Source organism: Enterobacter cloacae complex sp. 2022EL-00981, assembly GCF_028737495.1.
In the GTDB taxonomy this organism is placed as follows: domain Bacteria; phylum Pseudomonadota; class Gammaproteobacteria; order Enterobacterales; family Enterobacteriaceae; genus Enterobacter; species Enterobacter cloacae.
Map to the genome: position 1 here is coordinate 1 of NZ_JAQZRK010000049.1, position 24,770 is coordinate 24,770.

Here is a 24,770-nt window from a genome sequence, read left to right on the forward strand (position 1 = left end):
GAATGTTGCCATTAACGCCGGAGGTGATATCAGCACCGGCGTCACGGGCAACATGACGGCGCTGGCGGGAGAAAAGCTCGGGCTGTTCGCCAGAACGGGCCAGCTGAGCCTGAAAGCCAGCGAAGGCGAGGTGGAGGTACAGGCGCAGAACGGGAAAATGGCGCTGTTTGCAGAGCAGAAGCTGACGATGAGCTCGGCGAGTGACATCTCGTTTGCCGGGAAGAAACGCATCACGCTGATTGGCGGCGGGAGCTACCTGCGGCTGGAGGCGGGGAAGATTGAGTACGGCACCCTGGGGACGTACCTGCGGCGGACGAAGCGGACGATGGCGGCGGCCCCAGCAACAATGCCATTACCCATTCCATTGCTTCTCGGTCAGTATCCACCGCTTAGCGGAACGATTTGCATCGAGTGCCTCCTCAATGCCATCAAAGCCAATGACGCTATTGTCCAGGAAGCGTAGAAAATGAATGCCACAAATATGATCCAGGCGTTAACGGAATCGAAAAAAGCACATTTATTTCTGTTGCTGGAAGGTGGGGCGCAAACAACGGAAGCTTTTCAGGCTTTTTATAACGAAAACGCAGCGGTTATGTATTCGTTGTATCTTCATCCACAGCTTACCGAAGTCAGAGATTATGGCCCCTGGTTGTTTGCGATAAAGGATAAAGATGAGTTAACGGCTCGTATTACCTCGACGCCGGGGTTAACTGCTGTTATCGCCTCTTCACGATCCGCAGGGGCGTTAGCCGTTCAGCTTTCTGCGGCCTGCACAATGATTTCTCCGGAAGGAGCAGCGACTTTAGTGCGTTTTTATATGCACGATGTCATTCGTCTGCTGGCGGGCCTGAACGAACGTGAGTGGCATAGCCTATTATTCAGGGAGATTTCTCAGTGGTGGGTGCCAGGTGAAAATGAATGGCGGCAGATACCCATTCCCGCTTCAAAGGTAATCAATGCCAGAGACAGTGCCATACGGTTAAATCATGAAGAATGGCAACACATCACGGATAGACCTGCTGTCGCCGTAGTATTAGCCGCGTGGCAGAAAATGCCATCCAGCCAGCATTTTCCGGCCTGTGTTCAACGTGACATGGTGATAAAAGCACTGAATAAGGCCAGCGAAGCGAAAATGAAAGCGGGTACAGAGCAAAAACTTTATGCTCTTTATTATCTTAATGGCGGAAAAAAGAACCTGGAATCAGAGGCTGTTCAGGCTGCACTCGAAAAAGTGGTTCAGAGAAAAGTATCGCTGGAATATGTGTTATTCAATCATGCTCACTCTCAGGGATGAAAATACATAATGGGATTCTTCAGAACGTATAAGAAAATAGATGGTGCAGTTAACCGGGGTTATGCCCGCTGGGGAAGATGGATCTGGGGTGCGCTGTTACTGCCGGTGGTGATTTATTTAGGCTGGTCGGTGTGGGCGGCGGTCTGGGGATCGCCATCAGGGCCGGTAACGCTGATTATTCACAGTGAAATTGACAGGCCTGTTCTGGGGTTTAGCGTAAACGGGGTAGCGGGGTCAAATGCATTTGCTTATGGGGGAGGAGGCTCCACATGCTGCGGAAGCATTACCGGGGATAAGGCTGAAGTAATCTGGACACTCAGTACCACAAGAGCCCAATACGATGCAGGGCTACGTAAAGAGACCCGCAGGTTAACACTTCCTTTGCCAAAACGTGAGTGGGGTGAAAACTATCTCCATGTCTATTTCTTGCCCGATGACAACGTCTATTTATGGTGGAGCACGGGTTTTAACAGCCCGTCCGCTGAAAATATTGCCGCACAGGCGGCAGAAAAGCAGCGTCAGAATATGCACTGATTTTAAGGGATTAAAATGGGATTTTTTAACGCGTTCGAGAAAATAGACGGTGCGGTTAACCGGGGTTATGCCCGCTGGGGAAAATGGCTCTGGGGATCACTGTTACTGCCGGTGGTGATTTACCTTGGCTGGTCGGTATGGGCCGCTGTCTGGGGGCCGCCTTCGGGGCCGGTAACGCTGATTATTCACAATGAACTCGACAGGCCTGTTTTAGGATTTAGCGTGAATGGTGTGGCGGGGGCTAATGCCTTTGCGCATGGCGGGGGGGGGGCAACCTGCTGTGGCAGCATCAGTGGGGATAAGGCTGAAGTGATCTGGACGCTTGATATAACCCATGCTCAGTATCTCAAAGGTATGCGTCTGGAAACTCGTCGTACAGAAATGCCCATGCCAGTAAGAAAGAAAGGGGAGAATGATTTACACGTTCATTTTCTGCCGGGCGATAAAGTCCTGTTGGGATGGAGTGATAATGCATGGTCGCCTTATGAAAAGCGCCCGGACAGAGCGCATACAAATAAAATGGAAAATAACTAATGGATATTGAAAGCCTTATAGCCGCAGCAAATCGGGCCCAGCAGTCTGAAGATTACGGCATGCACAATTGTACACGCATCTGGCATGTGGGATTCTTTTTCGATGGTATTCACCGAAATATTGAACAGGATGCACCAGAGCAACGGCTAAGCAATATCGCTCGTCTGTTCAGAGCTTTTCCTGATGAGCTACAAAATTCGAGTGAAGATTGTTTTTCAAAATTCTACATATCAGGCCTTGGCACACCCTTTAACGACGATCTTTCTACCAAACTAATTGCATTAATAGATGGTACCAAAAGTAATGTGCAGGATGATCTCAAATCTCAGCCCGCGGAAATGGCGAAAGAAACAGGCGGGCAGTTACTTAAAGGCGGAAACTGGTATGAGATTCTGAAAAATGAAGGGGCAAAGCTACTTAAGCCCGCAGAGTGGAAAAAACTGGGAAAGAATATAGCAACAAATGTACTCAAAAAAGCCAGTATTGAAGCCACTCCCTGGCTCCGTGACAATCCTGCTGTTGCAGATATGCTGGTCACAGGCGTTGATACTCGTATCGCCTCGGCGAAAATTCGCTTCGAGCGATTTTATGACAGAGCAAAATCAGCCAGCCCGGTGCCCATTAAACTCATTTCTGTCTCCCTTTTCGGCTTCGATCTCGGCGCTACCCTGGCACGGAAATTCCTCGACAGTCTGCTGAAAGACATCTGTAAGAAAGAGGGAGATAAATACACTTATCAGGGCATACCCGTCGATATCGTCTTTACCGGCCTGTTTGACTGCTCGCGACGCACATCGGCCAGCAACAACAACGGTGTGGATTACTTTATCTCTGCGTTTGGCGGGCCAATCAAAGGCATCAGCGTATTGCTGGGGGATAAATCCATCGACCAGGACACCCCTCTGCCGAAGGCGGTAAAGAAAAGTCTGCATCTGGTCGCAGCCCATGAAACCCGCGTCTGGCGCTGCCTGTACCGCACCGGTAATAACCCGGCGCATAAGGAAGAACTCTATCCAGGTTGCGCGGAGGATATTGGCGGTGGCCTGAAACCGGACGAACAGAAACCCAGTGCGGAACTCTGCCGCGTGGCGCTGCACAGGATGTACCGTGAGGCGACCATGGCGGGCGTGCCTTTCCCTGATTTTCAAAGTCTGAAATCTTACTCCGAAACTGTAGCCAGCTATTTCATCGTCCAGGACAACGTTAAAAACCAGTCCGTCCTGCAGTGGGCAAAGGCGTACCAGAGTGCACTGCCCTTTACCGCATTAAACACAGCATGTCAGAACCGTCATCTGGACAGCTATATCGACTGGCTGGGTCGTCAGTACTATCAGTACCGCACGGAATGCATGAAATACGAAAAGCAGCGCGGCGATACGCTGGCCTCAGCTGGCGCATCGGCAGGGTTTGCGGGCATCACGCAGAAGGCGAAAGAGACCGCAGGGCAGTACGCCAGTGAATTGTCTGTGTTACAGCAAAACTGGGGCTGGCTTGATGATGTAAAGGATGCCGCAATAAGAATGCGAAACAGTATGGAACAGAACCCCATGGACAGACGCCGGGATATCGTTCCGAACGTGTATGGGCCCGCGCTGTGGCGTGCGAAGCGTTTTCTCGACTACTTTCACGCGGCAAATCTCGGTAAACCCCAGCCGCTCCCAATCGACACTGCCCCACCTGAAATGTACGCATGGTTTGTACACGACCTGCAAACCGTTGAAAAAGGAGCGGGTATCTCGCAGGACTTTTTTGTGATCCGCTCAATGGAGATGCCTGAGGCCTGATGAGTACTCTTAACAACAGAATTTGAGATTCCTCCGCTACCTCTCCCGTTTGCGGTTAATTACCGTAAGGCCAGTTCACCTGCGAGTCTGGCCTTATGAAACGTTACTCTACCGCTCTGTTATTTGGTCTGCTGTCACTCTCCAGCCAACTGGCGCATGCCGATGTGATTGATGATGCCATTGGCAACATTCAGCAGGCGATCAACGATGCCTATAACCCCGGCAGCAGCCGCAGCAACGATGATGACGATCGTTATGACGATGACCGTCGCATTGATAGCCGTCAGTATGACGACCGCCGTCGGCAGCTTGAAGACAGACGCCGCCGTTTAGACGAGCGCCAGCGCCAGCTTGATGACGACAGACGACGCCTGGAAGAGGATGAGCGGCGGTTAGAAGACGATTACGATCGCGGTTAAGTGCGGCCTGTTGCCCTCACCTCAACCCTCTCCCACGGTAGAGGGAGAAAACCTAATCCAGTACCAACACCATGCCGTCATATCCCGCTTCGATGCCGTCCGGCAACGGGTTATCCATCATCCACACGTCAAACTGATGGCTGATATGGGTCAGGATAACCTGCGGGCAGCCAATCACCTCGTTCAGTGCCACCACGGTGTTTAAATCGCAATGGTTGCGCGGCGTCTGCGGGCGCGGTTCATGGCTACAGTCGATGATCATCGCCTGCGGCTGGTTGTTAAGCAGAAATTTCACCGTTTTCTCCGGCAATCCGGCAGTATCAGAAAGCCACGCCACGCGGCTGTGGGCGGACTCCAGCAGATAACCAAAGGTAAGCTTCGAGTGGTTGAGCGGCAGCGGCGTCACCCGCAGGCCCTGCAGCTCAAACATCACAAACGGCTCCAGCGTATGGCTGAAATCCAGAATGCCCGGGTGTTTGAAGAGATCGTCACATCCGGCTTCATCCGGCGGGCCGTAAACGGGGATCGTCGCGCCAACGCCCCAGCGCAGGGGAAACAGCCCCTGAACGTGATCCATATGGTAGTGGGTCAGCAAAAACTGCTGAAAGCTGCCGGCTGGCCAGTCGTCCATCAGGTGCGGAATACCCGCGTCCAGTAGCGTCACCACATCATTGAATTTGACGGCCGCGCTACAGGGCCGACGACGATAATTCTCCTGCAGACGTGCCCGGCGGCATGCCGCGCAATCGCAGCCAAACACCGGGACCAGCTGGGCACTGCCGGTGCCCGTTAACGTGATGGTCAGACTCATCGTGCACCTCTACAACGGTTTGGTGAAACGAAAATGGCTCTGCGTATACCCTTCACGAACATAAAAACGGTGGGCGTCCAGCCGCCGGACGCTGGTGGAGAGCTCCGTCAGCTCCGCGCCCGCCTGCCGCGCGGTGTCCTCTGCCCATGCCAGCAGTTGGCTCCCCACTTTAAGACCACGCGCCTCGGGCATCACCACCAGCTCCTGGATTTCGCCGATCCATCTGGCGTGGTGCAGGTGAAACTGCATATGCAGGCCAATCATACCCACTACCTGTCCATTCAGCTCTGCCAGCTGATAACGCATATTGTGGTCCTGCAGATTGGCCAGATACCCGGTGTGGAACGCCTGATGATCAAATTCGGTCTGTTTTAACTCGCAGATCAGCGCGTAAACGATTTGCGCATCATCGGCGGTGGCGGGGCGAAGCGTGCAGTCAGGCATGCTGTTTCTCCTTCTGACGGATAAGCGATAAAACGTTATCGACTGACTGTAGCAAACTTCCGTCGTTGTTGAGGATGTGGCAATCCGCCGGGGTATAGCGCGCTGCGCGTTCGAGTCGCTGCGCGATCTCTTTTTCGCTTTCGCGTCCGCGGCTTTGCAGGCGGCTGCGCAGGACATCCGGCGAAACCTGCAGACAGACCGGCAGCAGCGCCGAGGCATACCGGGCGCGTGCCTGGGGCAGATGCGCACGGGAGCCGTTGACCAGCACGTCAAAACCCGCGTGTAGCCACAGGTCGATCTCAATGCCGATCCCGTAGTAGTAGCCGTTGGCGTGCCAGCTGAGCGCCAGCAGATTCTGCCCGGCGCGAGTGAAAAATTCCTGTTCGCTCAGGGCGATATGGTTTTCACTACCGGCATTCGCCGCCCGGGTAATATAGCGATGTGCGACCAGCAGCTGCGGGTGTTCCCGCTGCCGTAAGGCAGACAGCAGGCTGTCCTTCCCGGAGCCGGAGGGCCCCATTAACCAGATGACTTTTCCCATCAGAACACCCGTTTTCCCTGACGCCAGACGTGGTCGATATGGATGTGCTCGCCCTTACGGTGGGCCAGCACCAGATCCGCCCGTTTTCCTTCGGCTATCTCGCCCCGGTCGTGAAGATTAAGCGCCGATGCCGGGTTCTTCGTTACCAGGCGAATCGCCTGCGACAGCGTGAAGCAGTTGCTGTCGTCATCCGCGACGCGGAAGGCGGCGTCCAGCAGGCTGGCGGGGTAGTAGTCGGAAGAGAGGATATCCAGCAGACCGAGCGAGGCGAGTTTGCTTGCCGCCACGTTGCCGGAATGTGAGCCGCCGCGCACAATATTCGGTGCCCCCATCAGCACGTTCATGCCGTGTGCGCGGGAGGCTTCTGCCGCCTCAAACGTGGTAGGAAATTCAGCGATCACGCTGCCAAGCTGGTGGGATTCGCGGACATGATCGTGCGTGGCATCATCATGGCTGGCCAGCGCGATGTTACGGTCCCGGCACATTGCGGCAATCGAAACACGGTTCGGCTGTGACCACTGTGCCGCCAGCGCCAGCTGCTCTTCCTCGTAGCGCGCCATCTCCACATCGTTAAGAGAATATTTGCCCTGGTAATACTCGCGGTATTTTTCGAGGCTGGCGAACTGGCGCTGCCCCGGCGAGTGGTCCATCAACGAGACCAGCGACACTGGCTCGCGGTCTACCAGCTTTTCAAACAGCGGCAGGGTGGTGTGATGCGGCAACTCGCAGCGCAGGTGCAGGCGATGTTCGGCGCGGTTAAGACCGCGCTTTTGCGTCTCTTCCACGGCGTTGATCATCTTTTCCAGATTCTCCAGCCGATCGCCGCCGTCGCGTACGTCACCAATCGCCACCGCATCCAGCACGGTGGTGATGCCGCTGGCAACCATCAGCGCGTCGTGGCTGCTCATCGCCGAATGGGCGGGCCAGTCCACCTTCGGCCGTGGGGTGAAGAATTTATCCAGATTATCGGTGTGCAGCTCAATCAGCCCTGGCAGCAGCCAGCCGCCTTCGCCGTCCATCGCTTCGGGCAAATGGCTTCGGGTTTCGGCATACGCGCGGATCGCGCCGTCGCGGATCTCAATCGAGCCGTCGATGACCTCATTTTCCAGCACCAGCCTGACGTTATTGATAATCATACGCTTGTCCCCATCGGGTGCAGCCTGTCCGCCACGCGGTTGCGAACGCTCTCGTCGTGGAAGATCCCGACGATCGCCGCGCCGCGCGCTTTGGCCTGTTCGATCAGTTCCACCACTGCCGCGCTGTTTTTGCTGTCGAGCGAAGCGGTGGGTTCATCAAGAAGTAAAATCGGGTAGTCGACGATAAATCCGCGAGCGATATTCACGCGCTGCTGTTCGCCGCCGGAAAAGGTCGACGGGGCAAGATGCCAGAGGCGTTCCGGGACGTTGAGGCGCGTCAGCAGGCTGGCGGCTTTGGCGGCGCAGGTTTCGCGCGGCACGCCGAGATCCAGCAGCGGCTGCATTACCACATCCAGAGCGGAGATCCGCGGGATCACCCGCAGAAACTGGCTCACCCAGCCGATCGTCGAGCGGCGGACTTCCAACACCTTACGCGCGGGGGCCTGAACCAGGTCGACCCATTTATCGGCATGGCGAATATGAATGTGCCCCTCGTCCGGCAGATAGTTGGCGTACAGGGAGCGCAGCAGGGTGGATTTTCCGCTGCCGGAGTGGCCGTGCAGCACCACGCATTCGCCGCTGTTCACCTTCAGAGAGGCATTTTGCAGCACCGGCAGACGCACGCCGTTTTGCTGGTGGAGCACAAAGGTTTTACTTACGTTTTCTACGTGGATCATTTTGGCCTCGTGGCGTTTTCTTGCCGGGTGGCGCTTCGCTTACCCGGCCTACAAGGTACGGCGTTCGTTTTGCCGGGTGGCGCCCTCAATTCTGCAACACGGATGACACCAGCAGCTGGGTGTAAGGATGGAGCGGATCGTCGAGCACGCGGTCGGTTAACCCACTTTCCACCACCTGACCCTGCTTCATTACCAGCAGACGGTCTGCCAGCAGGCGAGCGACGCCCAGATCATGGGTGACAATCACCACCGCCAGGTTCAGCTCCACCACCAGACCGCGCAGCAGGTCGAGCAGGCGCGCCTGCACGGAGACGTCCAGCCCACCGGTGGGTTCATCCATAAACACCAGCTTCGGGTGGGTGACCAGGTTACGGGCGATCTGCAGGCGCTGCTGCATGCCGCCGGAGAAGGTGGTGGGCAAATCGTCGATGCGCGAGGCGGGGATCTCCACATCGGTCAGCCAGCGCTGTGCGGTTTCCCGGATGTTGCCGTAGTGCCGCGCGCCGGTCGCCATCAGCCGTTCGCCGATATTGCCTCCCGCCGAGACCTGACGACGCAGCCCGTCCAGCGGATGCTGATGTACCACGCCCCACTCGGTGCGCAGCAGGCGGCGGCGTTCAGCCTCGCTCATGCCATAGAGGGAGGCGCCCTCATACAAAATCTCGCCGTTCTGCGGGGCCAGGCGCGCGGAGATGGACTTCAGCAGGGTAGTTTTGCCCGAGCCGGATTCACCGACAATTCCCAGCACCTCGCCCGGCCACAGCTCGAACGAGACGTCGCTGAAGCCTTTGCCCGGCGCGTAAAGGTGGGTCAGGTTGTTCACTGAAAGCAGCGGTTTCATTGGCTGTTCGCCTCGCTCTGTTGGCGGCAGTAATCGGTGTCGGAGCAGACAAACATCCGTTTGCCCGTATCATCCAGCACCACTTCATCCAGATAGCTGTGTTTCGAGCCGCAGATGGCGCACGGCTCGTCCCACTCCTGCACCGTGAACGGGTGGTCATCGAAATCGAGACTCTCCACGCGGGTGTAGGGCGGGACGGCGTAGATGCGCTTTTCGCGCCCGGCACCGAACAGCTGCAGGGCAGGCATCATGTCCATTTTCGGGTTATCGAATTTCGGGATCGGCGACGGATCCATCACGTAGCGCCCGTTGACTTTCACCGGATAGGCGTAGGTGGTGGCGATATGGCCGAAGCGGGCGATATCTTCATACAGCTTCACCTGCATCACCCCATACTCTTCCAGGGCGTGCATGGTGCGGGTTTCGGTTTCACGCGGCTCGATAAAGCGCAGCGGCTCCGGGATCGGCACCTGGAAAATCAGAATCTGATCTTCCGTAAGAGGTGTTTCGGGAATGCGGTGGCGGGTCTGGATAAGCGTCGCATCTTCGGTTTTTTCGGTGGTGTTGACGCCCGTCACGCGCTTAAAGAAGTTGCGAATCGAGACGGCGTTGGTGGTGTCGTCGGCTCCCTGGTCGATGACCTTCAGCACGTCTGACTCACCGATGATGCTGGCGGTAAGCTGAATGCCGCCCGTACCCCAGCCGTAGGGCATCGGCATTTCTCGACCACCAAACGGCACCTGATAGCCGGGAATGGCGACCGCTTTCAGGACGGCGCGGCGGATCATGCGTTTGGTTTGCTCGTCCAGATAAGCAAAGTTGTAGCCGCTTAAGTTAGCCATTTTCACGCTCCCGTTGCAGACGTTTCAGCAGTTCCAGTTCGGCCTGGAAGTCAACGTAGTGCGGCAGCTTGAGGTGCGAAACAAAGCCCGCCGCCTCGACATTATCCGCGTGGGCCAGCACGAACTCTTCGTCCTGTGCCGGGCCGGAAATGGATTCGCCGTAGTCCGGCGCCTGCAGGGCGCGGTCTACCAGCGCCATCGCCATGGCTTTACGCTCGCTCATGCCAAAGACCAGCCCGTAACCGCGGGTGAAGTGTGGGGTGTCATCTTCTGGCGCGACAAAACCATTGACCATTTCGCACTCCGTCATCAGCAATTCACCGACGTTCACAGCAAAACCCAGCTCTTCCGGGATGATTTCGACGTCGAGATAGCCGCTGCGGATCTCCGCCGCAAACGGGTGGTTACGCCCGTAGCCGCGCTGTGTTGAATAGGCCAGCGCCAGCAGATAGCCCTCATCGCCGCGCATCAACTGCTGCAGGCGAGACGAGCGGGAACAGGGGTAAACCGGGGGCGTGCGGGTGATGTCGTCGGGTTGCGCTCCGGTCTCTTCTTCGGCCTTTGCCAGGCCCTGTTTCGCCAGCAGGCTAAAGACGTGCGGAGACGCTTCCTGCCCGGTCTCCGTGGTGCTGAGCGGCGGCGTTTCGCCGTTCGCCAGCAGGGTGAAATCCAGCAGGCGGTGGGTGTAGTCGTACGTAGGGCCAAGGAGCTGGCCGCCGGGAATGTCTTTATAAACGGCGGAAATTCGCCGTTCCAGGCGCATTTCTGCCGTATTGACTGGCTCACTCACTGCCAGGCGGGGAACGGTGGTGCGCCAGGCGCGCAGCAGAAAGATGGCTTCGACGTTGTCGCCGCTGGCCTGCTTCAGCGCCAGCGCCGCCAGCTCGCGGTCGGCGACGCCGCCTTCGGTCATCACCCGATCCACCGCCAGGTTTAACTGCTGCTCAATCTGGGCGACGCTCAGCTCGGGAAGCTGTTCATCACCCCGTCGTCTGTGCGCCTGCAGCGCATGGGCGGCGGCGATGGCCTTCTCGCCCCCTTTGACGGCAACGTACATCAGCACACCTCCACGTGGGTGGTTCGCGGGATCGCCAGCAGGCGCTCGCCGCAGGTCAGGATCAGATCAATGCCCAGCGGGAACGGATGCGGGCGTTCGGTCAGCTCGTGAATAATGCACTCCGGCAGCTGTGGCGCGACCATGCGTTCGTCGGCAATCCCCGCTCCGGTCAGGCGCAGCATGCGACCACCGCTCAGGCTGGCGACCTGCAGGATCAGCGTGGCGCTGGTCTCCGGTGCCACCGCGCTGCCTTCACTCAGGGCATTGAGCTGCTCATGGCTGATTTGCTCATCGGCAACGGCAAACACTGCCTGACGGGGCTGCTCAACCAGCGGGGCGTTAGTGTGAAAACGCAGATTCTGGCTGGCGATGTCATTGGATAAAGATCCCGAGAGCCACACCGGGGTATCGTTGTCGGCGAGGGTCAGCAGTACGCTGGTGGTCGCCAGGTTCAGCGGCAGCCAGCCCTGGGAGAGCTGATGCAGGGAGACAATCACGCCTGGCTCGCTCATGGCTTTCAGCAGGCGACGAAAACTGTGTTGGGCATCCTGGACGGCCAGGGTAAAAGCGGGTTGAAGCGTCATGCGTTATCTCCGCGAACAAGCGTAAAGAAGTCGACCCGGCTGGTATTGACTTGCGCCTGACGTGCGGCAGTGCGCGCGGCGAGGTCGGCTTCCAGCGGGGCAATCAGGGTTTCCATCAGGGTCTGGAAATGGGGTTGTTCCTGCAGCAGGGCGTCGATCACCGCGCAGCGCTCGGCGTGAGGTTTATCGCGACCGAGCACGTAGCTGTAACCCAGCGTACCGCTGCTCAGACGAATGACCGCGCGGGTGAGGGCGGCATCACCGGCGAAAAAGCGCTCCCCGGTACCGCCCATTCTTGCCTGGATCTGTACCAGGCCAATTTCCGGCGCGCGGAGCGTTTCATAGTCTGGCGTCAGGTTAAGCGCGTTCATGCGGCTCGCCAGTGCAGCAGGCTGGCTACGGGCCAGGGCGCGCATCCAGCGCTGACGGGTGGAGGTGTCGAAATGCATTCAGTGCTCCATGGTGAATTCAATCATGTCGGCGCGGGTCAGGCTGACGGAGTACTCCGTCGCGTTGATCTCGCCGTCACGGTGGTTGAGGGTACGCACGCAGAGCAGCGGAGCCATGTTGGGGATCTCCAGCACCTTGCTCTCTTTCGCCTGCGCGCGGCGGGCGCTGATACGCGTCTGGGTACGTTTGAGCACAAGACCCGTGGCGTCCTGCAAAAAGTCATGCAGTGAACCGCTGGAGAAGTGTTGCAGCACCGGCCAGAGGCTCAGGTCGCTGAAGTAGTGATCTATCTGGCAGACTGCCACGCCATTGACCCGGCGCAGGGTGCGCAGATGCACAACGTTGTCGCCCTCCTGAATACCCAGCGCATCGGCTACATGGCTGGAGGCCGGACGCAGCACGGAGAGCAGTTTTTCGCTGGTGGGATGGCTGCCCTGATCCAGCAGGTTCTGGCTAAAGCGCACCTGGGCATTAAGCGGGTAGTCGAACGGACGCATCAGCACCAGCACGCCGACGCCCTGACGGCGCTGCACCCATCCGCGCTCAACCAGCTGATCGATGGCGCGGCGCAGGGTGTGGCGGTTCACTTCATAGCGGTCTGCAAGCTGCTGTTCGGCTGGCAGGTAGTCTCCGCAGCGATAATGGGTGCGCAGCTCCACTTCGAGCTTTGCTGCAATCTCTTGCCAGCGGGTAGGATAACTGGTCGGATGTCTGGATAAGTGCATACCAATCAAAGCCTCGCTTCTCAGATGAAGTGCTTACGCAAACGTTGAGAGAGGAAATCCAGCAGGCTGACGGTGATGATGATGAGTACCATCAGGGCGCAGGTTTGCTGGAACTGGAAACCGCGGATCGCCTCCCACAGGGTGACGCCGATGCCGCCTGCGCCGACCATGCCGACGACGGTGGCGGAACGGACGTTAGATTCGAAGCGGTAGAGCGAATAGGAGATCAGCAGCGGCATGACCTGGGGCAGCACGCCGTAAAGGATCTCTTCAATTTTGTTGGCGCCGGTGGCGCGAATACCTTCGACCGGGCCGGGTTCAATGGCTTCCACGGCTTCGGAAAGCAGCTTGGAGAGCACGCCGGTGGTATGGATGAACAGCGCCATCACCCCCGCGAACGGCCCCAGACCCACGGCGACCACGAACAGCATCGCGAACACCATTTCGTTAATGGCGCGGCAGGCGTCCATCAGGCGGCGCATCGGCTGATAAATCCACCACGGAACGATGTTTTCCGCGCTCATCAGGCCAAACGGAATGGAGAGGATGACGGCCAGGGCGGTCCCCCAGACGGCGATTTGCAGGGTGACAGCCATTTCGCCGAGATAGTCCTGCCACTGGCTAAAATCGGGCGGGAAGAAGTCGGCAGCGAAGGTGGCCATGTTACCGGCGTCTTTAAACAGCAGCAGCGGATCCATCTCCGCGCCCTTCCAGGAGATAACCAGCAGTGCCAGCAGGATGGCCCAGCTAAATAGCGAGAACCAGCTGCGTTTCGGCGGTGGAAGGGTGATGGTTTGCATGTTGACTCCTTTGTGTTTAGTTCCCTCTCCCTGAGGGAGAGGGTTAGGGTGAGGGGGATATGTGCGCGCTGATGCCCTCACCCCGGCCCTCTCCCACAGGGAGAGGGAGAAAAGCGTTACTGCACCGCTTTATTCACACTGGTCATTGCACCAAGCGCGGCGGTCAGGCGGTCCAGGTCTTCCAGCTGGGCCTGAATAGCTGCCACTTTGCTGGTCTTCTCCTCGTCCTTAAGCCCCTTGTTGTCCTTCACGCCCTGCATCTCTTTAAACAGCGCCAGCTGGCGAATCGGGACCAGCTGCAGGTCGCTCGACGGGCGGAACGGTGCCCAGCCCAGACGCGTCAGCACGGCTTTCTCTTCCGGCGTTTTGCCGTAGGTCATAAAGAAGTCGTACACCTTGTCCTTGGTGCTTTCAGAGAGGTTTTTGCGCCAGACAATCGGGTCACCCGGGATAAGAGGGGATTTCCAGATCACCTTCAGCTCTTTCAGCTTGTCCGGTGCGGAGGTCTTCAGCTTGTCGAGGTTTTCGGTGTTGTTGGTGGCGACGTCCACCTGCTTGTTGGCCACGGCCAGGGCGTTGGTTTCATGACTGGCATTGACGGTGCGCTTGAAGTCGCTGGCAGAGGCATTGTTTTTGGCGAAGACGTAATAGCCCGGCACCAGGAAGCCTGAAGTGGAGTTTGGATCGCCGTTGCCGAAGGTCAGTTCTTTGCGTTTGGCGAGCATATCGTTGAGGTTATTGATCGGGCTGTCTTTGTTGACGATCAGCACGCTCCAGTAACCCGGAGAGCCATCTGCAGCAACGGTCTGGGCAAAGACCTGGCCGTTTGCACGATCCACCGCTTCCATGGCGGAGAGGTTGCCATACCAGGCGATGTCCACTTTGTTAAAGCGCATCCCCTGGATGATGCCCGCGTAGTCCGGGGCGAAGAAGGCGTTTACTTTGATCCCCAGTTTGGTTTCCATATCTTTCAGGAAGGGTTCCCACTGAGGCTTCAGGTTCTGCTGTGATTCCGTTGAAATAATGCCAAAGTTCAGCGCTTTTTCTTGCTCCTCGGCGTACGCAGGGCTTAACAGGGTGCTGATGCTGAACATGCTGGTGAAAGCCAGCGCGGCAACCGTTTTATAGCTCATTTCCATTCCTCGTAGTGGGGACGTTATGCAGCCTTCGCGTTCTCTTCGACACGGTTAATGCTGCGGTAGAGATGGTCAAAACGTTCGTTATCAAACTGGTGGCTTGCGCCATCAAAGAACACATGTCCCTGACGCAGGGCGACAATGCGCTCGCAGTAGCGCAGGGCGTAATCCACCTGATGCAGCGTCACCACCACGGTGATGCCGTCGTTCTGGTTAATGTCATGCAGGGTTTCCATCACGATGCGGGCGGATTCCGGATCCAGCGAGGCGATGGGCTCGTCGGCAAGGATGATTTTCGCTTTCTGCATCAGGGCACGGGCGATGGCCACGCGCTGCTGTTGTCCACCGGAGAGGGTGGAGACGCGCTGATGGGCGAAGTGCGCCATGCCTACGCGGGTGAGTGCCCGCAACGCCTCTTGCTTCTGTAATGGGGAGAACCAGCGCAGACAGGTGCGCCAGAATGGGGTGCTGCCGAGCGCGCCAATCAGCACGTTCTCCAGCACCGTCAGTCGATTTACCAGATTAAATTGCTGGAAGATGCAGCCTGTCTGCGCGCGGCTTTTGCGGATATCCCGCGCCAGTCGCCCTGCGCGCTGTACGGTGTTGCCCAGCAGTTCAACGTGGCTTTCCGGGATGCTATCACCGGTAATCAGGCCGCTTAAGTGACGCAGAAGGGTGGATTTACCTGAACCGGATGGCCCCAGCAGCGCTACCATGTCGCCCTGCTGGACGGTCAGATCAACGGCGTGCAGAGCCTTGTTGTGATGAAAGGTCTTGCTCAGTTTCTCGACGCGGATGACGGTTTGCATATGCTGGGCCTCACAATAAATGTGGCCTCATGCTGGCGCATCAATATGACATTTGGGTTAAGTGCAGGTTGCGGGAGTTTGAAGAGTTGAAGTGAAAACGATGACAATCTTTCCAGACCCGGTCAGCGCAGCGCCACCCGGGGGTGTTGCCGGATGCGCTGCGCTTATCCGGCCTACGAACTTTGTTGCTGCTTAACGACGTTAATCATCCACGGCACGCCGTATTTGTCGGTGACCTTACCGAAACCGTGCGCCCAGAAGGTCTCCTGCCAGGCCATTTCAATATTTCCGCCATCCGCGAGATTGTCGAACCAGCGTTTGCCTTCATTGACATCCTGTGTGTCGAGAACCAGCGTGAATCCGGCATACTGCGCCTTACTGCCCGGCGGCAGGCCATCGCTCATCATGATATCGCTGCCCGCAATGCGAACATTGGAGTGGGCTATAGCGGAGTCCGGGAACTGCATGCCAGACGGGCAGCCTTCTTCGCTGCTCTCGCTTTTTGGCATTTCGCCGAAGGTGATTTTATAGAGGAGTTCTGCGCCGACGGCCTGCTGATAAAAGGCGGTTGCCTCTGCACAGTTGCCGGCGAAAGAGATGTAGGGACTTAACGGCATAATCTTTACCTCACGTAAGAAAAGCCCATTAAGTGTAGTGGGTGTGTGCCCGGTAAGCGAAGCGCCACCGGGCGGGTAAATCAGTTCTTTTTCACAAACTCAGATTTCAGTTTCATTGGACCAAAACCGTCAATTTTGCAGTCGATATTATGATCGCCTTCAACCAGACGGATATTCTTCACTTTGGTCCCGATCTTCAGCATGGAAGAGCTGCCTTTAACCTTCAGGTCTTTGACGACGGTGACGCTGTCGCCATCTGCCAGCAGGTTACCGTTAGCATCTTTTACAATCAGCACGTCAGCATCCTGTGACGGCTCTGCGTCGTTCCATTCGTGGGCGCATTCCGGGCAAATGAACATGCCATTATCTTCATAGGTGTATTCAGAATTGCATTTCGGGCAGTGTGGAAGTTGCATCGGGGGTATCCTCAAAAAAGTGCTTAACACGCTGGAAAGTGCCAGCAAAATGACGGCAGAGCGCCGAAAAAGAGGGCAAGTATAACGCAAATCCACACGATTGTCGGTGATATTGTTTAATAAAAAAAAACCGAAAAGCGTGTGGCGGGTGACACTTTCTGTCAGTCGGTTAAGCGATGCTAACGCCATTAACGTGTTGGGAAGAATTGACACTGAATATATCGAATATTTTATTGCGGCAAATTGCTACGTTCCGCCATTTCGGATAAGGTGAAGCGACACATTGTTATTTATCGCCGGTTTTCGTCGTCGTACATCTGTTATGACGCTGAACCATTCCCTCTCTTTTTAGGTGGGTAAATAATGATGATATATCCTGAAGTTTCTTAAAAATGGGCTACGCTTTTTATCTTTTGACTATCAGGTCAGGAGGAAAGCTTTTCACGCCATGCAAGGATAGCGATTTATTTCTGATTGTCTTCAATCAGTTATATTTCGGTGAACATGTTTTCCACACGTGATCATATAAGCCGAAAAACATAATTAAAACCCGGTGGCTTAATAAAAGTAATAAATTTGCGTTAAGGAAAGGCTTTTATCATGCACACACAGACAATTTTTGAATTAAGCCAGGAAGCAGAACGGTTGCTACAACTCGCCCTGCAAAACCTTGATACCTTGAAATCAATGCCGATAGCGATGCTGGAGAGTACCGCGACGGCCATTACGGGTGAAAAGAACAACGTTTTACCTTTGCATTTTAGCGCGCGTGGTGTCGAAGCACAGCAGGCGATGCTGAATAGTGAATTGCGCAAAATAACCCGTCTGGAAATGGTGCTGGCTATTGTTGGAACCATGAAGGCGGGGAAATCGACCACCATTAATGCGATTGTGGGCACCGAAGTATTGCCCAACCGCAACCGTCCGATGACGGCGCTCCCGACCCTTATTCGTCATACGCCGGGCCAGAAAGAGCCGGTACTGCATTTTACGCATGTCTCTCCCATTGATGATTTGATCCAACTGCTACAGAAAAAGCTCTGCGATGACGATCGCGGCAAGCTGGCGCAGCGTCTGGAAATCGATAAAGACATGAATACGCTGCTGGAGAGAATTGAAAGAGGCGAGGCTTTCGAGAAACACCACCTTGGGGCGCAGCCGATATTTCATTGTCTGAAAAGCCTGAACGACCTGGTGAGGCTCTCTCAGGCGCTGGACGTGGCCTTCCCATTCTCTGAGTACGCGGCGATAGAACATATACCGGTGATTGAGGTGGAGTTTGTGCATCTTGCGGGTCTGGATGCGCACCTGGGGCAGCTGACGCTGCTGGACACGCCTGGGCCAAATGAAGCCGGGCAGCCCCATCTGCAAAAAATGCTCACCGAACAGTTGTCACGCGCCTCCGCGGTGCTGGCGGTGATGGACTATACCCAGCTCAAATCGATTTCTGATGAAGAGGTTCGTCAGGCCATTTCGGTAGCGGGAAAATCGGTGCCTTTGTATGCGCTGGTGAATAAATTCGACCAGAAGGATCGCAACAGCGACGATGAAGAGCAGGTCAGGGCGATGATCTCCGGGACCTTAATGAAAGGGAACATCTCTCCGGGACAAATTTACCCTGTTTCGTCGATGTGGGCCTATCTGGCAAACCGCGCCCGCTATGAGATGGCGAACCATGGGCAGCTACCGGATCACCAGGAACAGCGCTGGGTACAGGACTTTGCCGAGGCCGCGCTGGGGCGTCGCTGGCGTACGGCAGACCTGGACGATATCGAACATATTCGCCATGCGGCTGATTTGTTGTGGGAAGATTCGTTATTTGAACAACCTATCCGCAAACTGATTTACGCCGCCTATGCCAATGCGTCGTTATTTGCGCTGCGTTCGGCGTCGCATAAGCTGCTCAACTATGCCCAAAATGCCAGAGAGTATCTCGATTTTCGCTATCAGGCCCTGACGGTGGCCTTTGAATCGCTGGAGCTGAATATTACGCGTCTTGAAGAGGATATGGCTCTGCTGCAAACGCGGCAGCGCGTGGCTAGCGAAGAAGTCAAACACGAAGTGGAGCAGGCCCTCCACGCCACTGACGATTTTATGGCGTTGCAGAAAGGAGCCCTTCAGCAGGCGATTGGCCATATCTTCAACAGCCACACGCTACTTGATTTGGCAGGTATTGATCCGCTGAATCATCGGCAGGATGCACCGGAGGCGCTGACGCAGCTGGTGCTGGATGATGAAAGGCAGGCGCAAACGGTACTGAACAGCATCCGCTCCGCCTGCGAGCAGGTCATGCTGGACGCACAGACGAAAATCAGCCGGGAGCTGGCGCTTCGCTTCGATCAGCTGGAGTCTACGCTGGCGCGTTCGCTGAATGAGGCGATGCGGCCCATTGAGCTGCGTATTAAAGAGCAGCTCAGCCATGCCGGTTTCCGGGCGCGGATCAGTTTCCCGGCATTTCAGGCAAATCAGCTGAACTTCAATACGCGGGCGCTGTTTACTGATGCCATCGCGGAGGATACCCGTCCGGCAGGCCAGCCATCGGCTGCGGGAAGTGTACGGGAAACGGTGTCGCGCTGGCTGAACAATCCCGGCTGGGGCTGGGAAGATTATGTGGCGACGCGCACGCGATACGTTATTGATATTGCGCAGCTGCATGACAAGTTTATGCAGCATATTGATCAGTTTTGTGAACAAATCCGTAAAGCTTTAACCGCGCAGGTCGATGTCTCTGTTACGGCGGGTATGGCAACGTTCTTTGCAGAATTTTCGTTATGCCTTGCCGGGTTACAGGAAAGCTTGCGTGATAGCCTCGCAGTCCGTCAGCAAAATGAGCATTCGACCCGATCGCTCAGCCAGCTGTTGAAACAAAGTATCACGACTGCGACGTGGATTCAGGAAGATACCCGACTGTTACGCGATGATATTCAAACTCTTTTCGCGGCAGAGCAACCATGACAACACAGCTACTGGACGGTCCCGGGCGGACGCTGGAGTGTATCCATCCTAAATTTATGGTCGATCTGGTCCAGGGGGTAGACGCGCCGCGTCATACCCATCTGGGGCCGCAACAGCTGCAGTTTCGTGAGCGTTTGACGCAGGAGATCATGACGCACACCCGGCTGCGACCGTGGGCAATGGCGGGAATGCTCAACGAAAATGCGGCTCTGCGCCTGGGGCTGGCGGAAAAGCTGGCCGGCATGCTGGATCCGGGGCATCTCGCGCTGACGCGTATGGCCGATAAACTGGTTGCCCTGCGCCAGCAAACCTCTCTGCGTACGCAGCCATCGCCGGGCCTGGTTCAGCAGTACGCTGAACTCTCTTCCCATTTTCTTCAACGCGCAGCCTATAAAGAAAAGGCGTTGTCCCAGCGTGGGTTAACGGTGCAGGCGGGCGAGCATAGCGAGCAGATTTTTACCCGCTGGCGGGCCGGACACTATGATGGCTGGTCGCTGGCCGGGCGTTGCTACATTGTGCTGGAAGAGCTGCGCTGGGGAGCATTTGGCGATGCCTGTCGTCTGGCGAATGCGGACGTGGCGGCAATGCTCAAGGATAACCTGCGCAGCATGGCGGCAAATTATCTGGCGCAGGGGATCAATGCTTCTCCCACTACCCGCCATTTTTATCACCAGTGGCTCACAACCCCCTCTACGCCGGGGAGCATCGATCATAAAGATATGCTGGGCTGGCTGGGGGACTGGTGTCAGGCGGACAGCCACCCGGTGAGCTGGTCAGTAACCCAAAACTGGCAAACGGTCGCGCTGGGTATGCCGAGACTCTGTTCGGCAAAGCGGCTGGTGGATGGGATGGTGGAAGAAATTTTTGGTTGAACCCCTCACCCGGTGGGGAGAGGGGGCTTATGCGGTGCGTTAATGATGAAGCTCTACCGCTTTCGGTTCTGTATCCGGCTCGGGGAGATTGCCGAAGCGCTTCGCATACAGGGCCGTGATGATGGGCACCAGAATGGCGGTGACGATCACGCTGGCGGCAACCAGCGCCGTTGCCGAGGCCGCAACCGGTTCGAAAGCCGGGTTAATCTGGGCAATGATCACCGGATTCGCCACGGCGGCCCCGGCGGCTGAAGAGGCGGCTACACCCGCCGTTCCGTTTCCTCCGCCAATTACGCGATCGGCAATGATCAGCGGAATGCCGGTGATAATGATAACAGCCACGCCCAGGACAATACCCAGCAGACCGGTATCGAGGATCACCTTCAGGTTAATGGTATTTCCCAGCGCGAAGCCGAAGAACGGGATCAGCACCGGCGTGGCCTTGCTGAAGAAATCGCGCAGATCGTGGTCCAGATTCCCCAGCGCAAAACCGATCAGGAAAGGCAGGATCGCGCCGACAAAGTGGTGTGGTTCAAACGAGGCCAACCCCGCCGAGCCCAGAATCAACATCGTCATCAGCGGACCGGACTCCAGAGACATCAGCACAAAGGCGCCAGACTCCTCTTTTGTGCCGTACTGGTTCATCAGGCTGGCATAGAGCCCACCGTTAGTCATATCCATCGCGGAGACAATGGCCAGAACGGATAATCCGGCGAAGAATCCGGTCTGAATGCCATTCTCCGGAATGAACAGTGCACAGACCATTGCCACAACCCAGGCAACCGCAATTTTCGTTATAACCAGCGTTCCGGATTTACGTAATACGGTACCCGTTGCCCGCAGGTTAATAGATGCTCCAATACAAAAGAACCAGACGGCCAGAATGGGCACGGTTCCCGTAATCATTCCTTTTGTGAAACCACCAAAATAAGCACCGGTATCAGGTGCCAGGGTATTCAGAATGGCGCCAAGCACCAGAGGAACCAGCATCATCCCGCCGGGGATGCGTTCTATTGTGGCTTTAATCTTCATGTACAACCCTCACATCGTGTCCCGCGTGGCGGACGGAATGCTATCGAAAATAAAATCAACAAATTCAGTTAATTGAAAGGATGCTTAGCCTGGCGCTTCGTTATCCTTTCAGGGAAATTAATCGCGCGCTCTTGATTCATGCCGCTCAAAAGCCCGCTGGACGTTGCGTTCGGATTTATCATGCGATCATTGGAATGATGATTCAATGAAAATAAAACAGTGTTTTAGTTATCTCTATCACATATTCGGCGTAAATATTCGAACCGCGTTTTAATATTTAAAATTTATGTAAATCTGATGTGACGCAGTATGGTTTTGAGAATTGTTGTTCAGGCGATAATAACGTGCGTGAGCATGTTCTTTTTTGGTGGATAAGAAAGAGCTGATGGGCGGCAATTGACAAATATTGAACTCAATTGACGATACGGAAAAATATATGTGAAGTTGATCACAAATATAAACGCTGGTAGGGTAAAAAGGTCATTAACTGCCCAGACAGGCGTCAACAGGTTCGGTTGTATCGACGTAAAACGTCAATGTAAGTAAACCTGCTACGCTTGAATAAGGCGATTCGCATGGAGCGGATCCCCGTTTCACGGTTCACCAGATGGCCGGTGAAATGGACAGGGCTGAGTCTACGAGGAAAGCTATGCTTAGAAGGAAAAAGATTAAACCCATCACGCTTCGCGACGTCACCATCATCGATGATGCAAAACTGCGTAAAGCGATCACTGCCGCCTCGCTCGGTAATGCGATGGAATGGTTCGATTTTGGTGTCTACGGCTTCGTGGCCTATGCGTTAGGTAAAGTGTTCTTCCCCGGCGCCGACCCCAGCCTGCAGATGATTGCCGCGCTGGGTACGTTCTCGGTTCCCTTCCTCATTCGCCCGCTGGGTGGTCTGTTCTTCGGTATGCTTGGTGATAAATATGGTCGTCAGAAGATCCTGGCCATCACCATTGTCATTATGTCGATCAGTACATTCTGTATCGGCCTGATCCCGTCTTATGCTTCGATTGGCATCTGGGCGCCAATATTGCTGCTGCTCTGTAAGATGGCTCAGGGATTCTCCGTAGGGGGAGAATATACCGGTGCCTCGATCTTCGTTGCAGAGTACTCCCCGGACCGTAAACGTGGCTTTATGGGAAGCTGGCTGGACTTTGGTTCCATTGCCGGGTTCGTCATGGGGGCGGGCGTGGTGGTGCTGATTTCAACCGTGGTTGGTGAGGCGAACTTCCTTGAATGGGGCTGGCGTATTCCGTTCTTCCTCGCGCTGCCGCTGGGGATCATTGGCCTGTACCTGCGTCATGCGCTTGAAGAAACGCCTGCGTTCCAGCAGCACGTTGATAAGCTCGAGCAGGGTGACCGCGAAGGTCTGCAGGATGGCCCGAAAGTCTCCTTTAAAGAGATCGCGACCAAACACTGGCGCAGCCTGCTGGTCTGTATCGGCCTGGTGATCTCCACGAACGTGACTTACTACATGCTGCTGACCTACATGCCGAGCTATCTGTCGCATAACCTGCACTACTCGGAAGACCACGGTGTGCTGATCATTATCGCCATCATGGTGGGTATGCTGTTTGTGCAACCGATTATGGGGCTGTTGAGTGACCGCTTTGGCCGTCGACCGTTCATTATTCTGGGTAGCGTTGCGCTGTTTGCCCTTGCTATTCCGGCATTCATTCTGATTAACAGCAATGTGCTGGGCCTGATTTTTGCCGGCTTGCTGATGCTGGCGGTGATCCTCAACTGCTTCATCGGGGTGATGGCCTCTACACTACCGGCCATGTTCCCGACGCATATTCGCTACAGTGCGCTGGCGGCGGCCTTTAACATCTCGGTTCTGATTGCCGGTCTGACGCCGACGCTTGCCGCCTCTCTGGTGGAAAGCACGCAAAACCTGATGATGCCCGCTTATTACCTGATGGTTATCGCGGTGATTGGTTTGATTACGGGTATTACTATGAAGGAGACGGCGAACCGTCCTCTGAAAGGGGCGACGCCTGCGGCATCGGATATTCAGGAAGCGAAAGAGATCCTGCGCGAGCACTACGATAACGTCGAGCAGAAGATTGAAGATATTGACGCAGAGATTGAAGAACTGCAGAAGAAACGCTCCCGACTGGTGGACCAACATCCACGCATCAACGAGTAATCAAAAAACCCGCCGCTGGCGGGTTTTCTTTTATTAGCATCCTGCTGCGATGTAATCGCCATTGGCGCTGATGGGGATCACCGTCAGGAACAGGATGGTCGCAAACAGGATCAGAACAATCCCGCCGGCAATCTTGACCGCCGGAACCAGCCACTTCAGCGAGGTGTCGCCACCAAACCAGGCGACCGTGCGCTCCCGGGCGTAACGCACGGCCAGCGATAGCCCCATAATCGACAGCGCGGTTCCCAGCGACATGGTCATTACCGCGGCCATTCCCCAGGTGACGATGCCCAGCGCATTCGAAAACATCAGGATCATAATGGCCCCACTGCACGGACGCGCGCCGATCGCCAGAATTACACCCAGACGGGTTTTCCAGTCACCCTGCGCAAGGTCTGCCCCTACGCCGTGATGGCCGCAGCCACAATGTTCATCATGCTGGTGAAGGGGCGTGATGGCGGAGATTGCCATCCTGCGCGGGCGCAGGCTTTTCAGCGCCTGGTAAATGATAAACGCGCCGAATGCGCCAATGAGGACCGCGCTTATCTTCTCGACATACCAGCGGCTGGTACTGATATCCCCGGACGCCAGGTTAAACCCCACCGCCAGAATAAAGACAAACAGAATGGCGCTGACGCCCTGCAGCATACTGCCAAAAAAAGGCACGACCCGGGCAGCCAGTTCGCTCTCTTTATTTGTACTGAGATAGGTAGTGACAATGAATTTGCCGTGCCCCGGCCCGATAGCGTGAAGTACGCCATAGAAGAACGCGCCGGTTAATAGCCATAAGCCACCGCTGTACTGATGGTTATTAAGCTGCAACAGGTACATCACCAGATAACGGTGCAGGGTGATTTGCGTAGCAAGACACCACTGGATGAAAGCACCCCAGTGTGCGTGCAGAGTGAAGCCCGCAATAAGGAGTAGCAGCGTCATGAGGCCAGCGCCAGGAATGCGCCAGTCTCGGGTGAGGCGTTGTGTGATCATGGATATTGTCTGTCAGGGAAAATATTTGCCAATAGTATAGTTGATTATCCCCCTCAATCCGTGGGTTCTTATGAAGCTTACGCGTTGTATTGTGGATAAGTCTGTGTGTAAAAGGGTATAAAGCGGGGTTTTGCTGGGGAATACAGCAGTCAGTCATCTTTTTGCAACTTTTCGGTTGCGGTCGCTCGGGAACTCCCTATAATGCGCCTCCATCGACACGGCGGATGTGAATCACTTCACAAACAGCCCGGTCGGTTGAAGAGAAAAAATCCTGAAAATCAGGGTTGACTCTGAAAGAGGAAAGCGTAATATACGCCACCT

27 protein-coding genes are annotated in these 24,770 nt (G+C 55.8%); 9 read left to right on the plus strand and 18 right to left on the minus strand.

What is annotated here, in order from left to right:
- The 6 genes from PUZ33_RS24345 to yjdP all read left to right on the plus strand — a co-directional run.
- Positions 1–463, plus strand: a 463-nt coding sequence (locus PUZ33_RS24345) for a DUF2345 domain-containing protein (protein ID WP_274205376.1), incomplete at its 5' end; no start/stop codon positions are given.
- Between the two features lie 3 nt (positions 464–466).
- Positions 467–1,294: a DUF4123 domain-containing protein gene (locus PUZ33_RS24350; RefSeq protein ID WP_029883626.1), complete on the plus strand. Its 828-nt coding sequence runs from the start codon at positions 467–469 to the stop codon at positions 1,292–1,294.
- A gap of 9 nt (positions 1,295–1,303) precedes the next feature.
- Positions 1,304–1,828: a DUF3304 domain-containing protein gene (locus PUZ33_RS24355; protein WP_050491993.1), complete on the plus strand. Its 525-nt coding sequence runs from the start codon at positions 1,304–1,306 to the stop codon at positions 1,826–1,828.
- Between the two features lie 15 nt (positions 1,829–1,843).
- Positions 1,844–2,362, plus strand: a complete 519-nt coding sequence (locus tag PUZ33_RS24360; RefSeq protein WP_058681245.1) for a DUF3304 domain-containing protein — start codon at positions 1,844–1,846, stop codon at positions 2,360–2,362.
- A complete protein-coding gene (locus tag PUZ33_RS24365; RefSeq protein ID WP_058681246.1) occupies positions 2,362–4,146 on the plus strand; it encodes a DUF2235 domain-containing protein in 1,785 nt (594 codons plus the stop codon). The genes PUZ33_RS24360 and PUZ33_RS24365 overlap by 1 nt, the downstream gene beginning before the upstream one ends.
- Positions 4,147–4,241: 95 nt before the next feature.
- Positions 4,242–4,565 (plus strand): DDRRRQL repeat protein YjdP, encoded by a 324-nt coding sequence (gene yjdP / locus PUZ33_RS24370; protein ID WP_029882896.1) that lies wholly within the window; start codon positions 4,242–4,244, stop codon positions 4,563–4,565.
- 52 nt (positions 4,566–4,617) lie between these two features.
- On the opposite strand, the gene phnP is transcribed toward yjdP, so the two are convergent.
- The 16 genes from phnP to PUZ33_RS24450 form a co-directional block, all read right to left on the minus strand.
- Positions 4,618–5,376, minus strand: a complete 759-nt coding sequence (phnP, locus tag PUZ33_RS24375; RefSeq protein WP_058681247.1) for a phosphonate metabolism protein PhnP — start codon at positions 5,374–5,376, stop codon at positions 4,618–4,620.
- Positions 5,377–5,385: 9 nt separating this feature from the next.
- Positions 5,386–5,820, minus strand: a complete 435-nt coding sequence (gene phnO, locus PUZ33_RS24380) for an aminoalkylphosphonate N-acetyltransferase (RefSeq protein WP_058681248.1) — start codon at positions 5,818–5,820, stop codon at positions 5,386–5,388.
- Positions 5,813–6,364 carry a ribose 1,5-bisphosphokinase gene (phnN, locus tag PUZ33_RS24385; RefSeq protein WP_108454060.1) on the minus strand — a complete coding sequence of 184 codons (552 nt, stop codon included), beginning with the start codon at positions 6,362–6,364 and terminating at the stop codon, positions 5,813–5,815. The genes phnO and phnN overlap by 8 nt, the downstream gene beginning before the upstream one ends.
- On the minus strand, positions 6,361–7,497 hold the full coding sequence (phnM, locus tag PUZ33_RS24390) for an alpha-D-ribose 1-methylphosphonate 5-triphosphate diphosphatase (protein WP_058681250.1): 1,137 nt from the start codon (positions 7,495–7,497) through the stop codon (positions 6,361–6,363). The genes phnN and phnM overlap by 4 nt, the downstream gene beginning before the upstream one ends.
- Positions 7,494–8,174 (minus strand): phosphonate C-P lyase system protein PhnL, encoded by a 681-nt coding sequence (gene phnL / locus PUZ33_RS24395; protein ID WP_058681251.1) that lies wholly within the window; start codon positions 8,172–8,174, stop codon positions 7,494–7,496. The genes phnM and phnL overlap by 4 nt, the downstream gene beginning before the upstream one ends.
- Positions 8,175–8,259: 85 nt before the next feature.
- A complete protein-coding gene (gene phnK, locus PUZ33_RS24400) occupies positions 8,260–9,015 on the minus strand; it encodes a phosphonate C-P lyase system protein PhnK (RefSeq protein ID WP_013095105.1) in 756 nt (251 codons plus the stop codon).
- Positions 9,012–9,857 carry an alpha-D-ribose 1-methylphosphonate 5-phosphate C-P-lyase PhnJ gene (gene phnJ, locus PUZ33_RS24405; RefSeq protein WP_058681252.1) on the minus strand — a complete coding sequence of 282 codons (846 nt, stop codon included), beginning with the start codon at positions 9,855–9,857 and terminating at the stop codon, positions 9,012–9,014. The genes phnK and phnJ overlap by 4 nt, the downstream gene beginning before the upstream one ends.
- Complete coding sequence (locus tag PUZ33_RS24410; RefSeq protein ID WP_058681253.1) at positions 9,850–10,914, minus strand: carbon-phosphorus lyase complex subunit PhnI; 1,065 nt, start codon at positions 10,912–10,914, stop codon at positions 9,850–9,852. Before PUZ33_RS24410 ends, phnJ begins: the two co-directional genes overlap by 8 nt.
- The gene (gene phnH / locus PUZ33_RS24415) at positions 10,914–11,498 is read right to left on the minus strand and encodes a phosphonate C-P lyase system protein PhnH (RefSeq protein ID WP_046889689.1); all 585 of its coding nucleotides are present in this window, start codon (positions 11,496–11,498) and stop codon (positions 10,914–10,916) included. Before phnH ends, PUZ33_RS24410 begins: the two co-directional genes overlap by 1 nt.
- On the minus strand, positions 11,495–11,947 hold the full coding sequence (gene phnG, locus PUZ33_RS24420; protein WP_058681254.1) for a phosphonate C-P lyase system protein PhnG: 453 nt from the start codon (positions 11,945–11,947) through the stop codon (positions 11,495–11,497). Before phnG ends, phnH begins: the two co-directional genes overlap by 4 nt.
- Positions 11,948–12,673 (minus strand): phosphonate metabolism transcriptional regulator PhnF, encoded by a 726-nt coding sequence (gene phnF, locus PUZ33_RS24425; protein ID WP_058681255.1) that lies wholly within the window; start codon positions 12,671–12,673, stop codon positions 11,948–11,950.
- Positions 12,674–12,693: 20 nt separating this feature from the next.
- Positions 12,694–13,473, minus strand: a complete 780-nt coding sequence (gene phnE / locus PUZ33_RS24430; RefSeq protein WP_058681256.1) for a phosphonate ABC transporter, permease protein PhnE — start codon at positions 13,471–13,473, stop codon at positions 12,694–12,696.
- Between the two features lie 116 nt (positions 13,474–13,589).
- Positions 13,590–14,606, minus strand: coding sequence for a phosphonate ABC transporter substrate-binding protein (gene phnD / locus PUZ33_RS24435; protein ID WP_013095112.1), 1,017 nt, complete (start codon positions 14,604–14,606; stop codon positions 13,590–13,592).
- Between the two features lie 23 nt (positions 14,607–14,629).
- Entirely contained in the window at positions 14,630–15,418 is a 789-nt protein-coding gene (gene phnC / locus PUZ33_RS24440; RefSeq protein ID WP_013095113.1) for a phosphonate ABC transporter ATP-binding protein, read from the minus strand.
- Between the two features lie 173 nt (positions 15,419–15,591).
- Positions 15,592–16,035: a VOC family metalloprotein YjdN gene (gene yjdN, locus PUZ33_RS24445; RefSeq protein WP_023621457.1), complete on the minus strand. Its 444-nt coding sequence runs from the start codon at positions 16,033–16,035 to the stop codon at positions 15,592–15,594.
- A gap of 80 nt (positions 16,036–16,115) precedes the next feature.
- A complete protein-coding gene (locus PUZ33_RS24450) occupies positions 16,116–16,451 on the minus strand; it encodes a zinc ribbon domain-containing protein YjdM (RefSeq protein WP_013095115.1) in 336 nt (111 codons plus the stop codon).
- Positions 16,452–17,051: 600 nt separating this feature from the next.
- On the opposite strand from PUZ33_RS24450, the gene crfC reads away from it, so the two are divergent.
- Entirely contained in the window at positions 17,052–19,406 is a 2,355-nt protein-coding gene (crfC, locus tag PUZ33_RS24455; RefSeq protein ID WP_013095116.1) for a clamp-binding protein CrfC, read from the plus strand.
- Positions 19,403–20,278, plus strand: a complete 876-nt coding sequence (locus PUZ33_RS24460; RefSeq protein WP_045294841.1) for a diguanylate cyclase regulator RdcB family protein — start codon at positions 19,403–19,405, stop codon at positions 20,276–20,278. The genes crfC and PUZ33_RS24460 overlap by 4 nt, the downstream gene beginning before the upstream one ends.
- Before the next feature lie 39 nt (positions 20,279–20,317).
- On the opposite strand, the gene kdgT is transcribed toward PUZ33_RS24460, so the two are convergent.
- Positions 20,318–21,310 carry a 2-keto-3-deoxygluconate transporter gene (gene kdgT, locus PUZ33_RS24465; protein WP_013095118.1) on the minus strand — a complete coding sequence of 331 codons (993 nt, stop codon included), beginning with the start codon at positions 21,308–21,310 and terminating at the stop codon, positions 20,318–20,320.
- Between the two features lie 649 nt (positions 21,311–21,959).
- On the opposite strand from kdgT, the gene proP reads away from it, so the two are divergent.
- Entirely contained in the window at positions 21,960–23,462 is a 1,503-nt protein-coding gene (gene proP / locus PUZ33_RS24470; RefSeq protein WP_013095119.1) for a glycine betaine/L-proline transporter ProP, read from the plus strand.
- 33 nt (positions 23,463–23,495) lie between these two features.
- On the opposite strand, the gene PUZ33_RS24475 is transcribed toward proP, so the two are convergent.
- Positions 23,496–24,449, minus strand: a complete 954-nt coding sequence (locus PUZ33_RS24475; RefSeq protein WP_044159025.1) for a nickel/cobalt transporter — start codon at positions 24,447–24,449, stop codon at positions 23,496–23,498.
- Between the last annotated feature and the right edge of the window lie 321 nt (positions 24,450–24,770).